Source organism: Paenibacillus wynnii, assembly GCF_000757885.1.
GTDB classification, from domain to species: Bacteria; Bacillota; Bacilli; order Paenibacillales; family Paenibacillaceae; genus Paenibacillus_AQ; species Paenibacillus_AQ wynnii.
The window spans coordinates 1,829,044-1,844,868 of sequence record NZ_JQCR01000002.1 but is presented as its reverse complement, the minus strand read 5'-3'; the positions used below and the strand labels follow the sequence as shown (position 1 = coordinate 1,844,868).

12 protein-coding genes and 1 other RNA gene are annotated in these 15,825 nt (G+C 43.4%); 9 read left to right on the top strand and 4 right to left on the bottom strand.

Translation table 11 applies throughout. The features are described from left to right. The first annotated feature begins 52 nt into the window (after nt 1-52). The 5 genes from eno (at nt 53) to ssrA (ending at nt 6,502) form a co-directional block, all read left to right on the top strand. The gene (eno, locus tag PWYN_RS10730; protein ID WP_036651288.1) at nt 53-1,339 is read left to right on the top strand and encodes a phosphopyruvate hydratase; all 1,287 of its coding nucleotides are present in this window, start codon (nt 53-55) and stop codon (nt 1,337-1,339) included. A gap of 225 nt (nt 1,340-1,564) precedes the next feature. Next, on the top strand, nt 1,565-1,798 hold the full coding sequence (gene secG, locus PWYN_RS10725) for a preprotein translocase subunit SecG (RefSeq protein ID WP_036651286.1): 234 nt from the start codon (nt 1,565-1,567) through the stop codon (nt 1,796-1,798). Nucleotides 1,799-2,038: 240 nt separating this feature from the next. Continuing rightward, nucleotides 2,039-4,945: a ribonuclease R gene (gene rnr, locus PWYN_RS10720; protein WP_036651284.1), complete on the top strand. Its 2,907-nt coding sequence runs from the start codon at nt 2,039-2,041 to the stop codon at nt 4,943-4,945. Between the two features lie 513 nt (nt 4,946-5,458). Beyond that, entirely contained in the window at nt 5,459-5,938 is a 480-nt protein-coding gene (gene smpB, locus PWYN_RS10715) for an SsrA-binding protein SmpB (RefSeq protein WP_036651280.1), read from the top strand. 199 nt (nt 5,939-6,137) lie between these two features. Further along, nucleotides 6,138-6,502, top strand: a transfer-messenger RNA (tmRNA) gene (gene ssrA / locus PWYN_RS28670). 260 nt (nt 6,503-6,762) lie between these two features. Here ssrA and PWYN_RS28020 read toward each other — a convergent pair. Then, on the bottom strand, nt 6,763-8,553 hold the full coding sequence (locus tag PWYN_RS28020) for a helix-turn-helix domain-containing protein (protein ID WP_052087892.1): 1,791 nt from the start codon (nt 8,551-8,553) through the stop codon (nt 6,763-6,765). Between the two features lie 324 nt (nt 8,554-8,877). Here PWYN_RS28020 and PWYN_RS29220 point away from each other — a divergent pair, with 324 nt between their 5' ends. The 3 genes from PWYN_RS29220 to PWYN_RS10700 all read left to right on the top strand — a co-directional run bounded on the left by PWYN_RS29220 (nt 8,878) and on the right by PWYN_RS10700 (nt 10,791). Continuing rightward, a complete protein-coding gene (locus tag PWYN_RS29220; RefSeq protein ID WP_157261136.1) occupies nt 8,878-9,021 on the top strand; it encodes a hypothetical protein in 144 nt (47 codons plus the stop codon). A gap of 335 nt (nt 9,022-9,356) precedes the next feature. After that, the gene (locus PWYN_RS10705) at nt 9,357-9,794 is read left to right on the top strand and encodes a VOC family protein (RefSeq protein ID WP_036651277.1); all 438 of its coding nucleotides are present in this window, start codon (nt 9,357-9,359) and stop codon (nt 9,792-9,794) included. Between the two features lie 79 nt (nt 9,795-9,873). After that, nucleotides 9,874-10,791 carry a VOC family protein gene (locus tag PWYN_RS10700; protein ID WP_036651273.1) on the top strand — a complete coding sequence of 306 codons (918 nt, stop codon included), beginning with the start codon at nt 9,874-9,876 and terminating at the stop codon, nt 10,789-10,791. Nucleotides 10,792-10,952: 161 nt separating this feature from the next. Here PWYN_RS10700 and PWYN_RS10695 read toward each other — a convergent pair whose 3' ends face one another. Then, nucleotides 10,953-11,501, bottom strand: a complete 549-nt coding sequence (locus tag PWYN_RS10695) for a TetR/AcrR family transcriptional regulator (RefSeq protein WP_036651269.1) — start codon at nt 11,499-11,501, stop codon at nt 10,953-10,955. 152 nt (nt 11,502-11,653) lie between these two features. Here PWYN_RS10695 and PWYN_RS10690 point away from each other — a divergent pair, with 152 nt between their 5' ends. Further along, complete coding sequence (locus PWYN_RS10690; RefSeq protein WP_036651267.1) at nt 11,654-12,562, top strand: ketopantoate reductase family protein; 909 nt, start codon at nt 11,654-11,656, stop codon at nt 12,560-12,562. Between the two features lie 424 nt (nt 12,563-12,986). Here PWYN_RS10690 and PWYN_RS10685 read toward each other — a convergent pair whose 3' ends face one another. Together PWYN_RS10685 and PWYN_RS10675 are read right to left on the bottom strand one after the other, a co-directional pair. Further along, nucleotides 12,987-13,448 (bottom strand): hypothetical protein, encoded by a 462-nt coding sequence (locus PWYN_RS10685; RefSeq protein WP_157261135.1) that lies wholly within the window; start codon nt 13,446-13,448, stop codon nt 12,987-12,989. Between the two features lie 464 nt (nt 13,449-13,912). Beyond that, nucleotides 13,913-15,181: a hypothetical protein gene (locus tag PWYN_RS10675; RefSeq protein ID WP_036651258.1), complete on the bottom strand. Its 1,269-nt coding sequence runs from the start codon at nt 15,179-15,181 to the stop codon at nt 13,913-13,915. Between the last annotated feature and the right edge of the window lie 644 nt (nt 15,182-15,825).

The following is a 15,825-nucleotide window of genomic DNA, read 5'->3' as shown; positions in this document are numbered from 1 at the left end:
GGCTTCATCAATCAATACCAATAAAACAAAAGTTAAAAGGAGACTAAATTACATGACTATTATTTCTGATGTGTATGCTCGCGAAGTCCTCGACTCCCGCGGTAACCCAACTGTAGAGGTTGACGTTTATCTTGAATCCGGTGCTAAAGGCCGCGCTATCGTTCCTTCCGGCGCTTCCACTGGCGCTCATGAAGCTGTAGAGCTTCGTGATGGCGACAAATCCCGTTACATGGGTAAAGGCGTTCTGAAAGCTGTTGAGAACGTAAATGAAGTTATCGCTCCAGAAGTAATCGGTATGGATGCTCTTGACCAACTGGGTATCGACAAATTGATGATCGCTCTTGATGGTACTCCTAACAAAGCTAAGCTGGGCGCTAACGCAATCCTGGCAGTATCCATGGCCGTAGCCCGTGCTGCAGCAGCAGCTTTGGATATTCCTTTGTACGTATACCTGGGCGGATTCAACGCTAAAACTCTTCCAGTACCAATGATGAACATCATCAACGGTGGTGAGCATGCTGACAACAACATCGACGTTCAAGAGTTCATGGTTCTTCCTGTAGGAGCTCCAAGTTTCAAAGAAGCTCTTCGCATAGGTGCAGAAATCTTCCACAACTTGAAATCCGTACTCAGCGCCAAAGGTCTGAACACAGCTGTAGGTGACGAAGGTGGTTTCGCACCGAACCTTGGTTCGAATGAAGAAGCAATCACTACAATTATCGAAGCTATCGAAAAAGCTGGTTACAAACCAGGTGTTGACGTATTCTTGGGTATGGACGTTGCTTCCACTGAGTTCTACAAAGACGGTAAATACACACTTGCTGGCGAAGGTAAATCTTACACTTCCGCCGAGTATGTTGACCTTCTTGTTTCATGGGTTGAAAAATACCCAATCATCACAATCGAAGACGGTATGTCCGAAGACGACTGGGATGGTTGGAAACTGCTTACTGAAAAATTGGGTGACAAAGTCCAATTGGTTGGTGATGACTTGTTCGTTACTAACACTGAGCGTCTTGCAACAGGTATCGAAAAAGGTATCGGTAACTCCATCTTGGTTAAGGTTAACCAAATTGGTACATTGACTGAAACTTTCGATGCTATTGAAATGGCTAAACGTGCCGGTTACACAGCAGTTATCTCTCACCGTTCAGGTGAATCTGAAGATAGCACAATCGCTGACATCGCAGTTGCGACTAATGCTGGCCAGATCAAAACTGGTGCTCCTTCCCGTACAGACCGTGTTGCTAAATACAACCAATTGCTTCGCATCGAAGACGAACTGGGTGAATTGGCTCAATACAACGGCATGAAATCCTTCTACAACCTCAAAAGATAATAGGCTTTCTTAACTAAAGCCTATGAAAGGCCTGCCGATTTCGGCAGGCCTTTTTTTTCAAAATATAAGGTCTTGCTTATATTTCTACGAGAAATTATAGACAGCATCGGTAGTTAGGCTGTTGTAATACCTTCCTTCTTATGTTAAAATAAAAATGCTGTTTATGAATCGTGAAAATCAAAATTAGCATAGATATTGATGCTTAGGCGTAGGAGGTGGAAGTGAATGGATATCTTTTTGAAAGTAATGCTCCTAGTTTTTTCCGTTGGTCTTATTGCGGTCGTTCTTCTGCAAAAAGGGAAAAGCGCGGGTCTTTCCGGCGCCATCTCCGGCGGTGCTGAGCATCTCTTCGGTAAATCTAAGGCACGCGGTATGGAACTCGTACTGCAACGTGTAACAGTTGGACTGGCAGCAGGATTTTTTATTACGGCAATCCTTGCAGCTGTTTTTATCGACTAATTCATATTTAAATAAACCTTCGCTCTCTTCTTTATGAAATGGGTGAAGGTTTTTTTGTTGTAATTTTGTAAGGATTCATCTTAAGATTGCAGGAACAGGGATGCCGGAGATTGATTTCGTGTATACTAGGGTATGAAGTATTATAAAGGTAAAATTTGCTTGTAGGTTTTTTTGTGAAGTAGGACAAGACATACATATATGCTGGCGGCTTAAAGCTGCCATGGAGGCCGAGGTGCGAACATGATAACAGAAGAAATACTACTTGATTTTATGCGGGAAACCGCTTATAAGCCAATGCCTTATGACGAGTTGGTGAGCCACTTTGCTCTTACTGACGATATTCAGTTCAAGGCGTTCGAAGAGCTGTTGATTGCTCTAGAACAGGATGGACGAATTGTATTGACCCGTAATGCCACTTATGGTGTTCCAGAACGCATGGATTTAGTGAGAGGGCGTCTGCAGGCTCATGCCAAAGGTTTTGCTTTTCTCATTCCTGACGATCGGGATCACCCGGACGTCTACATTCATGCCAATGATTTAAAAGGAACGATGAACGGTGATATCGTATTAGTGCGAGTGACCGGTAAAAGTCCGTCCGGTGGCCGGATGGAAGGCGAAGTGGTAAGGATTGTTAAAAGAGGAGTGCTGCAAACCGTCGGAGTATTCCAAAGCTTTGAGACCTACGGTTTTGTACTGCCGGATGACAAGCGGATTAACCGTGATATTTTTATCCCGAGGGAGTCATTCAAGGGTGCGGTAGACGGCGAGAAGGTCGTTGTCCGAATCGTGAATTATCCGGAGGGCCGTTCGGCAGCGGAAGGTGAAATTGTTGAAATTCTAGGGCACAAGGATGACCCGGGTGTGGATATTCTATCCATTATCCGTAAGCACCAACTGCCGGAGGGATTCCCGGATGAGGTCATGAATGAGGCGAACCAAGCCCCGGACTCCATTACGGATGAAGAAATTATTCAACAGGGACGGCGTGATTTACGCGGCCTTAACATTGTTACTATCGATGGCGAAGATGCCAAGGATCTGGATGATGCGGTTAACGTAGATCGTCTGGAGAATGGAAATTATAAGCTGGGCGTTCACATTGCGGATGTTGGGTATTATGTTCGTGAGAGCTCGGAACTGGATAAAGAAGCTTATGACCGCGGCTGCAGCGTGTATTTGGTTGACCGCGTAATTCCGATGCTGCCGCACCGTTTGTCTAACGGGATATGCAGCTTGAATCCGCAGGTAGATCGGCTGACGATGTCCTGTGAGATGGAATTTAATGAACATATGAAGGTTGTGAAGCATGATGTCTTCACGAGCGTGATTCGTACTAAAGAAAGAATGACTTACTCGAATGTCCGCAAGATTGTGGAGGATGAAGATCCTGAGCTGTTGGAACGCTACAGCCCGCTAATTGAGGATTTCCGCTTGATGAAGGAGATAGCGATGAAGCTGCGCGATGCACGAATGCGGCGCGGGGCTGTCGATTTTGACTTTGAAGAAAGCAAAATTATCGTAGATGAGAACGGCAAGGCCATTGATATTGTGAAACGTGAGCGTTCTGTCGCGGAGCAGATTATCGAGGAATTCATGCTTGCAGCTAACGAGACGGTAGCAGAGCATTTCCACTGGCTGAAGGTTCCATTCCTATACCGGATACATGAAGACCCGGATCCAGAGAAACTCCAGAACTTTATGGCCTTTGCCGCTAACTTTGGCTATCACGTCAAGGGTCGGGGCAACTCGGTTCATCCACGGGCTTTGCAGGATCTTTTGGAACAGATTCAAGGTACTAAAGAGCAAACGGTTATCAGCACGATGATGCTGCGTTCAATGAAGCAGGCGAAGTATGATGCCGAGAGTACAGGCCATTTTGGATTGGCTGCTGAATATTACTCTCACTTTACTTCTCCGATCCGGCGGTATCCCGATTTGGTGATCCACCGTGTAATGCGTGAGGTTATTGAGAATGGCGGTGCTCTGACCGAGAAGCGGCACGAGTACTTGTCCAGCCGGATGCCGGATATTGCCCAGCAATCATCCGAACGTGAACGTGTTGCGGTAGAAGCTGAGCGGGATACAGAGCAACTGAAGAAGTGCGAATACATGAAGGACAAGGTAGGCGAGGAATTCGATGCCATGATCAGCAGTGTGACCAGCTTCGGGATGTTCATCGAGCTGGATAACACAGTCGAAGGACTCATTCGTCTCAGCGCGCTGACAGACGATTACTACCACTTCGACGAAGCTCATATGGCGCTCATAGGCGAGCGCACCTCGAAGGTGTTCCGCATTGGGGACGAGGTTAAGATCCGAGTCGCTAAGGTCAACATGGACGAGCACACGATAGACTTCGAGTTGGTCGACATGAAACCGCGTGCGGAGGGCGAGCACCGTAGCGGTGGCTTTAACGGCGGCCGCGGGGGCAATGGCGGTCGCAACGGTAATGGCGGCCGGAACGGTAATGGCGGTCGCAACGGCGGCGGTAACGGCAAGGCCACCGCTGGAAGTAAAGTCGGCGGCAATGGCAAGGGCCGCGGCGGTAAGGGCAAGCCCGGGGCCGCAGCCCCGGGCAGAGCGGACGCGGGGGGCAAAGCCCGCGTCGGTGAAGGGCCGCGCGGAGCGGCCGGTGGCGCCGCAGGCAGTACGCCGGGCGGCCGCGGCAAGCGCAAGCGCGTGCAAGGCGCCGGCGAGGGCGCAAGCGGTGCCGTGGCGCAACTGCCCGGCATAGAAGGCGCAGGCGCGCAGCGCGGCACTGGACCGGCGGCGGCGCGTGAGCGTGCCGGCGTGCCGGCGACGAACGGCTCCGGTGCCAACGGAGGCCGTGGCATTAACTTCGGCTTCGGCTCCGGCAAGGGCGGATACGGAGGTCCGGGCGGGGAAGAATCCCTCGGCTTTGACCGTAACACCAGATTCCGCAGCCGTGAGGATCGTGGACCCAACGGTGGTGGAACCCCTGAACGTGCCAACAGCGGTACAGAAGGCGGAAAAGTCCGCCGCAAGAAGAAACCCCAGAACGGCGGTGTCTTCATCGGCCAGTCCGTAACACCGGGCAACGGAGAAAATACCGACAATCCAGCTGCTGCTAAGCGGAGCGAAGATGCCCCAGGCGGCAACGGCGACGGACGTAGGAAGAAAAAGTAACGTAGAGCTTCTAAATATAGAGCGCTGTTTCCCTTCTCAAGGGGAACAGTGCTCTTTTCAATATTACTGAAGGGCTCACTCCCATTCCAACCGCCCACACCACTCATATCGCTCCCCATTGTGCCACTACGGAAGTCCCGACTCCGATTTAATTGTACTTTGTACAACTAAACGACTCTCTTTTTAACAAATTAGCGGTTTAGATGCACTTTATACAACTAAAATCTACCAACACCCTCTAAAAGAGCCTCCACCATCAAAAATAGATGTAAGAAGTGCAACTAACTGGTATTTGAGGCAGGCAAATGCGGAAATAGTTGTATGGAGTGCATTTAAAGTAGCGGAAGCGAGCAAAAAGGGTTAGGAAACCTAAGAGGACAGGGGAGTTCAACGGCTGACGTCCTTGCGTTACTTCGAATTCATTTGTTACAATATAGATCTGATGTTCTAATAACCCTAAAGGTTGGATTTTTATCAATTAGAGCTCTGAATTTGATTCAAGGAGTGATTCTCATGGGCAAAAAAGCAGATGGGAAAGTGCTCGCTCAGAACAAAAAAGCTTCCCATGATTATTTTATCGAGGACACTTATGAGGCTGGCCTGGTACTGACGGGAACGGAAATTAAGTCGCTGCGAAATGGGCGTGCTAACATTGGGGATGCCTTTGCCACCATTCGGAACGGCGAGATTCACATTCACAATATGCACATCAGTCCTTTTGAACAGGGCAATCGAGCGAACCCGGATGACCCCACGCGTACGCGCAAGCTACTGATGCATAAGGTGCAGATTCTCAAGCTGCTTGGACACTCCAAGCGTGAGGGTTTCACTATCGTGCCACTGAAAATTTATGTGCGAAACGGATATGCAAAGTTACTAATCGGTCTGGGTAAAGGTAAGAAAGAGTACGACAAACGGGATACAGCTGCAAAAAGAGATGCACAGCGCGATATTCAACGTGTACTGCGTGATAAGCAAAAGATCGCCAGATAAACTGGATCACCAAATCGCAAGGTTCCAGAATCAACCTTCAATTCCTTTAACCCTCGTGTTAAAGTATTGATAAATGTGATATAATGTTTAAGTAAAAGCTTAATGCTTAACTTCTGAACAGCCTCTTCTGATGAAGTAGCTGTGGATTGGATCTTTATGTGCTTGAGGTCCGCTTGATCCGAAGAAGCCCTTTTAATGAGGGGCCGTTCTTGGATTCGACGGGGGTAGTTCGAGCATGAGTAGCGAGTAGTGGGGACGCGTCCGCTTCATCAACGCTAAAGCCTATTAAACGGCAAAACACAAACAAACTACGCTTTCGCAGCCTAAGAAACTGTGTGCGTGCTTCTACTCTGCATCGTCCATGTGACAGGGCTAGGGGCTAACTAATAGTGGAATACGCTGTCTCATCTCCGCCTGGGGTGAGCTGAAGAAGATAATCAGGCTGACCCAACGTATAGCCGGTTACGGGGCGATACTCGGGTGACATCAAAACTGTGACTACACTCGTAGAAGCTTATGTGCCGTTATCTTCGGACAGGGGTTCGACTCCCCTCGGCTCCATATGGAGTATCAGTGAAGACACCTTAAATGGTGTCTTTTTTCATTTTAGCGGCTGTTTTGGGCTATACGTAGTGGTAAATAAGCCTGTTATGACACGGTTTTTGAGGCTTGCTGTTAATGATACAGTGAGTTTCACTGAGGCTATGTGAAGACAGGGGCGCCGCGAAGCAACCTGTGATCACCTGGGGAATGCTATCCACCAAGGTTGGAGTACCTATATTGACAAAAAAAGGAGCTGAGATGACAGCTCCTCCCTAGATCTCTTATTGATTTTCTCTAACTTCCAAGATTCTCTTGGCTAACTCATCTCCACGATGCTCCAGGGAAATGATAGATTGCAATAAATCGGCCTGCAGCTGTCGTTGTTCCTTTGTCCAAGCTTGTTTGGGGGAACTAAAGGTTGCCACAGAATTTGGGGCGGTCAGACTGTTTTGGAAGTTTTGAAGTTGAGAATACATTTCTTCGTAGACAGCTGTCATTTGGCTTAAATATTCGGTGGTGGCGGATGTTCCCATGGATAAGCAGGAATCGATTAAGTAAACTACCGCACTTCTTCTAGCATCGGTCAGAGCCATTATGCAGAAGTGATTGACGCCGAGCCTCCGGGAAAAATCCTGATCGTCCGCATGTTGATACCACTGATCGTCCAGCAATCCTTCTTGCCATTCTTGCAAGGCATGATATCCCAGTTTATATTCACTATGTTCTTGGGCGTTCATGGAGTCCACTTTGGTTTGAAGCGAAGCATAAAGACTATCCAGAGCGGATGGCTTAACCGGTTCGCCGTCAAAACGAATGAGGAGGTAGGGCCATTGATCCACATTCAGATACCCCTTGCTCATTTTCATGTGCTCCTGGAATTCAGGGTTGTCTTTAAGCTCTTCAAAGGTTTCTTCGTCAAAATAGCTTCGGCATAGCAAAGTATTTCCGCCATCCAAATAGCCCGTAATCACTCCCCACTCGGGAGCAACTCGAAGGTTGATAGCTATTGGCAATTGATGTTTTTTTATGCTGGCCATAACCATCTTCATCTCTAATTTACGTTGCTCTGGTGTAATGCGGTCTGCCCAGCTAGCCTGAAGTCCGTATGCTTTGAATGCCAGGCTGGCATAGTCATAAGCTACAAGTGCATCAGCAGAGCTATAATCCCAAACAGGGGTAAAAGCGATTCTCCAGCACGCTCCGGAAACACCCATCACCGTTTCATAGGTTGTCTCATGTCCCATGGTTTTTAGTGAAAGATAAAGAGCACCTGCCCAGGAACAATCCATTCCTTGACCAAAACCCAGACGTCCTATGTTCTTGACAATATAGTGATCATTCAAGGCATTGCTTCTAAAAAAATGGGTTCGGTCGGGGGTATAATGAATTCTGTCTCCTTCCGGGCAGCTCATTGCATGTATACCTGTGGCATTTACATAAACCAGCAAAAGGTAATCGTCTCCGTGGTTGTCGATAAGGCTTGGGAACAGTTCGTGATTGGCGGTGAACTGCTCCCACTTAAAATATTGATAATGTCTCATTTTGCCTAAAACATTTCGATTCGTCTGTTCATTGCCGTATGAAGCATAGACAAATTCCAGTTCTTTTGGCTGTGCCATGTAGCCCTCAATAGTAAGATCAAGCATTAATAGGCGATCCTGCAAAACAAAAGTCATATAAGTCCCCGAAGGTATCTGATATTTGATCAGTAGCAGCTTTATTCGCTTACTATTGATACGATTAGGGAAAGTCTGATCATTTACAGTTAATGTCAGATGATTCCCGGCAACGAACTGGTTAACAAAATGAGTAACATCATGACTTTCATGACCATCTGTGTATACTGCATTTAGAACAACCAATCGCTGAGGTATCAAGATGCTGTCAATCGAATGACCCAGTACAGCAGAAAGCAAAGGAAGAGTAGCTGTTTCGGGCAAAGATTTACCTGTCTCCCACTTGGAAACTGCTTGTGCACTAACATTTAATTGTTCTGCCAATTGTTCCTGCGATAATTGTTTTTCTTTACGGAGAGTGGAAATCCTGGTTCCTACTTTTTCATTGCTCAACATAGTTACATCTCCTGAAATTGTATTACGACCGTCGTTACTTTAATTATATGAGCATGAAATAAAAATACCAGTTATACCAAGATGAGTATGGAGGTTGATTTTCCAACTGTGGGTTGAACTGAAAGGTATTCATTTTCTTCATCACAATCCATTTTGGCATAAGTTCATTTAATATCTGTTGGAAAATAACATTCTCGAACACATATCAGCACATAACCGGATCTCGAAGAAGAGGAAACTTTTGTGATAGGATTTCTGGAAGGATACCGCTATATAAAAGAGCTCCAAAGATCGTGAGGCCTAGATGAACGGGGTGTTGGTGGTATGGAGTATGTGTACACTAAGTACCTGGATTCCATTATAGTTGGTGATGCGACGCTTGAGGAATTTCAAGTAGAAATCGGAAACATGGATTATGGCATGGAGATTGACACTGGAGAAATACAACTGAAAATCAACGTTTGCTAAACGGCTATTGCGTACATTTCCAGCAGCAACCCCCGCCGAATTGTGGCTCTGCATGTCCACGCCTCGGCTCCATATGGAGTAAACTAAAAGACACCTTAACCGGTGTCTTTTTTCATTTCTGAAGTTATTGACCGAAATCATATTGATGAACCCATATACGGATAAAGACGATCCACTCGACAAACAATCCATCATACATCTCAATAGGAGGTGCTGGAGATGACCGAGCCAGGTTGATATAGGGGCTCATATGTTCGTAAAAAAGCGTTTATTTCCTTCAATTTTTGTGTATAATAAAGTTGATTGTCCAACTTGTTCTAAAGGGGATGAAAATGATGTCAATCCGTTTGAACCCGTATTTTGTATTTAATGGAAACACGAGGGAAGCTCTGGATTTTTATGAAAAAGCGCTGCGCGGGAGCGTGGTCGGGATCATGACGTTCGGGGATTTGCCGGAAGATCCGAATCATCCACTGACCGATGAGATGAAAACTCTTGTGATGCATGCGCATTTGAAGGTTGGTAATGCAGATCTCATGTTCTCCGATACTTTTCCGGGTACGTCGCATCAGGCGGACGGTGATACGGTTCAGATTGCCATCCATCCTACAGAAGAGGCAATTGCACGGGAGATTTTCGCCGCACTAGAAGACGGTGGTCAAGTGGTCATGCCATTGCAGAAGACGGATTGGAGCCCTTTGTATGGGATTGTTAAGGACAGGTTCGGCGTTACTTTTCAAGTGAATGTCCCAGGGGAACCGCCGCAGGGATAACCTAAATGCAGTTTTCACTCTGCCCCACAATACAGCCTACTGTTTCCGGATGGACAGGGAAGCTGAGGAGGAATGACTTGTGACAAACGCGAATCAGACAATCGTGCCGCATATATGGTATGACAAAGAAGCGGTAGAAGCAGCTAATTTTTACGCTTCTGTTTTCCCCGAATCCAAGGTTACGAGTGTTACGACAATTCATGACACCCCGTCAGGTGACTGTGATCAAGTTTCATTTGAAATATGGGGACAGAAGTTTATGGCCATCAGTGCAGGGCCGTATTTTAAGTTAAATCCGTCAGTGTCTTTCTTCGTTAATTTTGATCCGTCACGCGACAAAGATGCAGCACAGAAAATAGATGAGGTCTGGAACAAATTATCAGAAGGTGGACAAGCTTTAATGCCGCTAGACAAGTATCCATTCAGTGAGCGGTACGGCTGGATTCAGGATAAATATGGCGTGTCCTGGCAGCTGATCCTTACAAATCCAGAAGGTGAGGAGCGGCCGGCTATTATACCGTCGTTACTGTTTGTCGGTGATAAGTGTGGTAAGGCGGAAGAGGCCATGACTCACTATTTATCGGTATTTGGCAACTCGCAGCAGGGAATGATTGCCCGTTATCCTAAAGGCTCGGAGCCTGACCAGGAAGGAACCATTATGTTCTCTGACTTCATGCTGGAGAAGCAGTGGTTCACCGTAATGGACAGCGCGCACGATCATAAATTCAATTTCAACGAAGCCATCTCCTTTATGGTGAAATGCGATTCGCAAGAGGAGATTGATCACTACTGGGAGAAGCTTTCTGCAGTTCCCGAGGCTGAACAATGCGGCTGGCTGACCGATAAGTTTGGTGTGTCGTGGCAGATTGTTCCGACCGAGATGGACGAGATGCTGGAGAAGGGAACACCGGAGCAAATTGCACGTGTTACGAAGGATTTTTCGCAGATGAAGAAATTCGACCTTGCCGCATTGCATAAGGCTTATAAGGGCGAGTGAGTGCTTGAACTTTACCCTCTGCCAGAGAAAGCGTGGTTATAGTAATTAAAAAGAAGCGATGAGAGAAAACCCTCAGCGCTTTTTTGTTGTTCATTTAGATATTACATCTTAATTGAAACATTTTCATTTCACTATGTGGAGGGGTGGCACAATGAGGTTATTCATAGCTGAAAGCGCTCTAGAAGTTGCCAGAATTCTTCTACCATATCCTTCGCGGGATAAGGCATAGAGTTCGTAATCCACCATTCTATTACACCAACCCCTGCTGATGCTAAAAATTGTATAAGTACCTCATTTTGAATATTTTGATTGCTGCCGCTCTTATTAATTTGTTCACTCAGGCTATTCTTAGCCATATCTAGTAGTCGCTTTCTAAAAGCAGGGATACCTTTATTGGTTAGTATGGTGGAATAGAAAAAAGCATGCTGCTCTAAATACTCGAACATATGGAGCATAGAATCTTTTGAAGAAAAATGTTCGGTGTCTCCACCAGGAGGACACTGATTCTGAAATAATTGATTTAAATGCATCTCAATACATTTTTCTAGAAGATCATGCTTGTCCACATAATGCAAATAAACAGTACCGCGGTGTACATCAGCCCTGTCTGCAATTTCATTTATCGTTATTTGTTCAAAATTCTTTTCTGCCATTAGTCCTATAAATGCTTCGTTAATAGCGTTTCTGGTTTTTTGTATTCGTCTATCCATTGTTTGCTCCTTTAATAGACACATAGGATGATTATGTTAAATAATCAACAAATCCAAACGGTTTACACATTGAGGGAAACTAAGAGTTCTGATTATAATTATACAAGACGTTAGTTGATAAATCGACATATGTCAAAAAAGGGGCGATTTATATGTCAGTAAAACATAATAGAATTTTAATTTTTGGTGCAGGTGTTATAGGGAGCGCATACGCAATCAAATTCATTGAAGCAGGGATCGACGTTACTATGTTTGCGCGTTCTAATAAATTTAAAACATTGAAAGAAAATGGCCTGCAATATAATGAAAAAGGTGTGGTCAAATCTTTAAAAGTAAAGGTCATTGATACGCTTGGAAATGATGATGTGTATGATTTTATTTTCGTCACCGTTCGTTACGATCAATCCGAACCAGCGTTGTTAGCACTAAAAGACAATCAAAGCAAAAATATTGTTACAATGACTAATAATTCAATTGGATTTTCTTCGTGGCTGAATATTATTGGAGATAGACTTTTACCAGCTTTTCCCGGTGCCGGCGGACAGATTAAAGAGGGAATTTTGTATGCCCGATTTCCACCCAAGGCTCTAATGGCTGCTATGTTTGGAGAAATCAGCGGCTTAGTGACAGAACGTGTAGAAAACCTCGCGCAATTATTTAAAACAGCAAAGCTTCCCTACGCCATTAATAAGGATATGAAGGCGTATCTAATAACACATTCAATATCGGACATTGCATTGGTTGGCGCTTTACATTTTGAAAATAAGATCATTGACGAAAAAACAGCTAGAACCAGAAAAACGGCACACCGAATAACCTTCACTTTAAAAATGTATTTAAGGGCAATACAAAAAGCCGGCGTTGCCATTAATCCATCTGTATTTAAAATTGTACTTAAATGTCCAGATTTGATTTTGGATTTCGTCTTTATGATGTGGCTGCGGACTAAAATAGTGAAGGATATGCTGTTGCCGGAATATGCGAATAATGCACACAACGAAATTGTGCAGCTTAATAACGATTTATTGAAGTTTTTAAGTCAAAATGATATCACACCATAAGAACGAAAATAGATATAAGGTGTGTTTACAATTTAGCAGTAATCAAACCTATTAGCGGTAATGATTAAAGCCAAACACGACAGGTCACGTGCATTATGGACAGCAACTCAGAATTCACAGCCAATGTCCTACCTTTCCCGGTAAGCTTTATTGCCACATAAACAAGAGAACCCCCAGTTCTAGTGAACTGGGGGTTCAAGTCATTCTTCAATGCTGCAAGCATGTACCGATTTTCGTGCATGGTTCTAACCGTTGGATCAGACGCGCAGTTGGCTGAGTGACTCTGATTTCAACTTTCATTCATTGCGCGTCAGATGGAGTACCAGCGCCTTTTGTTCTCCTTTATGAAGCTTTAGATGATGTCCATGGACCTCCAGTTCACAATCCTTCCAGGCTTCGATGGTTACCGATGCGACTAGACCCGTTATCTCACCGCTCGCTTTAACCCTAATAGGCTATGCACATTACCGAAGCTCACTTTGCTGTCTCCATACACATTACAGGGCGCAATAACCAGCTTGCCCCAATAATCACTGATGATGTTACTATACAGACTTTGGGTAAACAGTCCATGAGTGGTTACATAGAAGGATTGGACAGTAGCATCGCTGGTCTCATAGATTTGCACCCAATTCTCATCTGTATAATTCGAGGACCTGACATTATTCCAATCCTTTTGCCAGCCTGCTGTATCTTGCATACGGGAGGCTGCCAGAAGGAATTCTCCTAATGTCCATCCGAAGAAGTAGGGCTTTTTGGCTAAATCGGTCGATTCATAACGTATTTCATAGGCTCGTATTTCCGGAGCAGTAGGGCCATCTGCGATGGGCAGATAAGCTAAACCATTTAACTGCACAGGATGCTTTTGGGTGCCGTAATCACTCATTCCCGATCCTGCAGAAGCATACAGGAATCCCTTTTCCGAAAGCAAATTGGAGAAGGCCATGGATTATTTTTGTTTCGTATGTGAGTAAAAATAGAGTGTTAATGATATCAGTGAAATGGTTGTGAACGTCTTTATTATCGTGGGAACATTCATTACTTTGACATCAAAAACTCCCAAATATACAAATCCTACAACACCAGAATCATAGGTTACTGAAATTAACATAAGAATGGCAAGTATTAAAGGTAGAATAGTTGTTAATAACGAAAGATTTTTTAGTATTTGATTATTTTCATCCTTTATTATAAAAACAATCGAAAATAAAATAACAATTAAGATAAGTAAAAAATACATTTAATCACCTCTTATGCTAGTTAATAGCTGTTTCTATTGATTGTCTTTATCGATAGGAGTGTAAGAGGGTTGAAGATGGAAATATTCACCCTGTTACTGTTATTAATCTGTTATTGGGAAGTATAGGAAAAGTACATATTTTTAGTTTGTGTTCCAAATGCTAAATAGTTTTGCGAATTAAATACATCATATGTCCATCTAATATTGAGTTTTTTAGATTTATTAGTATCATAATGTCCAACCGCAAAGATAGTGTCAAATGTATTTCCAACATCTTTTAATTGCATACCCTTTGCATATTCTACATCAGCAATTCTTGCTTTATTAGTACCACTGTTATCAAAGGTTTTGAGGGACTTGCTAGGAAAGGTTTGTGAACTTGTATATCCTGTACTAAATGAAACCAAAGTGCCAGGAATTTTATAAGAAACTTTGACTGTAAAATTTAAGCTGCCGCTTTGATAATAACTCCCATCCCATTGAACATATCTAAAGTAATCCCCCGGTTCCGTATAGGCCTCAATTTTGGTTGGTGTAGCAGATCCTATAGTGAAATTTGTTTGACTAGAGTTCGCACTAGGGTAATCTGTTGAGTGTGTTCCTTCTGATAAGACATAAAATTTTGTAGTGAAAGTTCCCCCGGAATTATCAAGTGCAGTTGGACCTTCAATATATGCCCGTAAAGTGATATCCTCATATATTATCAAACCACCTATGTTATATGAAAGAGTGTGAGTAGCATCTGAATGTCCACTTGCTAACGCTAGAGTAGAAAAACCAGTTGAAGTTTCTGCTGAAACCGGTTTAAAAACTTTACCATACCAGAATTCATTCTCATGATTAGCGAGTTCATAATCATTGCTATTAAATATAGCATCCACTTCTATTCTGTTTGTTATATCTGTATCTTCATATACTGTTAAATTTTTTGTGTCTTTTTCAAGTAGGTATATCTTTAAAGTTGCTTTCCCCTTTTTATTACCAAAAAAGGTTATATTATTCTCAGGATTTTTTTCAATTCCCAAATAAATAACTTCAAAGTTATTAGTGTTATCAACTACATCTCCTATTAATTTACCGGGGTATTCCGCTTTGGTTAATTTGCCTGTTAAGTTAAAAGACTTAAGGACACCAGTTGAATAAACATCTCCTACTACTGAAACCTTCGATTGAGAAAGTAGTACATCCTTTAGGACAATACTTGTATTCTTTATAGTATCGCGACTAGATTTACTTCCCAAAACTTCAGCAGAATAGGTTTTGGAATTTAATTCATTTCCATTTTCACTTTTGTCAGAACCAAAAACTACTGAAGTATTGGTAATAGTAAATACTAATAATAAGAATGATATTGATAAATATTTAAGTAATTGTTTCAAGTTATCAGCTCCAAATTTTAGGTTTGGATGCGCATCCTATTAATACGATAGATTAACTTCCATTAAAAGTAAAGAAAAATATGGTAAATATATAATTTTTAATAAAAAATTATAGATAATAACTGTTTTGCTATTTTTCATATTGACTTCAAACCTCTAATAAGAAAATTCAATTTCCAAAGCTTTGGTTTACCGTTTGATTAGTGACTAATAGAAAGCGAATGTTTCACATTGAAGATGAAAAAGGTCATATAATATCACAAGTTAATGAGACAAACTCAATATCTATGTTAGCTGGAGAAACAGCAAAACGAATAGATAGTGGCGTTCATTGGGTATATACCTTATTGATTTGCCTGATAGCCTTAGTCCGATGTGGTATCGAAATAAGGCTGTTTAATGTTTTAGTTTTTATCCTGTGGTTGACGAAGTATAAACCCAGGACAGTCTTTATTATAAAAATATATTAATATGAGTCTTAGCATTACTTTTACTTAAAAAGACTTACACCAACAGTAACTCTTCGATATTTGCTTGAAGCCTATACTTTTGTACCATCGATAAGGTTCTTCATCAGGGGCAACAAAGACGATATCAGCACCAAGGTCTTTACATTTCTTCATGGATTCATAGATGCATGCTTT

Excerpts from the sequence above, each read along its gene's own strand:
- eno (WP_036651288.1), top strand. The coding sequence starts at position 53 with ATGACTATTATTTCTGATGTGTATGCTCGCGAAGTCCTCGACTCCCGC.
- secG (WP_036651286.1), top strand. The coding sequence starts at position 1,565 with ATGGATATCTTTTTGAAAGTAATGCTCCTAGTTTTTTCCGTTGGTCTT.
- rnr (WP_036651284.1), top strand. The coding sequence starts at position 2,039 with ATGATAACAGAAGAAATACTACTTGATTTTATGCGGGAAACCGCTTAT.
- smpB (WP_036651280.1), top strand. The coding sequence starts at position 5,459 with ATGGGCAAAAAAGCAGATGGGAAAGTGCTCGCTCAGAACAAAAAAGCT.
- PWYN_RS28020 (WP_052087892.1), bottom strand. The coding sequence starts at position 8,553 with ATGTTGAGCAATGAAAAAGTAGGAACCAGGATTTCCACTCTCCGTAAA.
- PWYN_RS29220 (WP_157261136.1), top strand. The coding sequence starts at position 8,878 with ATGGAGTATGTGTACACTAAGTACCTGGATTCCATTATAGTTGGTGAT.
- PWYN_RS10705 (WP_036651277.1), top strand. The coding sequence starts at position 9,357 with ATGTCAATCCGTTTGAACCCGTATTTTGTATTTAATGGAAACACGAGG.
- PWYN_RS10695 (WP_036651269.1), bottom strand. The coding sequence starts at position 11,501 with ATGGATAGACGAATACAAAAAACCAGAAACGCTATTAACGAAGCATTT.
- PWYN_RS10690 (WP_036651267.1), top strand. The coding sequence starts at position 11,654 with ATGTCAGTAAAACATAATAGAATTTTAATTTTTGGTGCAGGTGTTATA.
- PWYN_RS10685 (WP_157261135.1), bottom strand. The coding sequence starts at position 13,448 with ATGAGTGATTACGGCACCCAAAAGCATCCTGTGCAGTTAAATGGTTTA.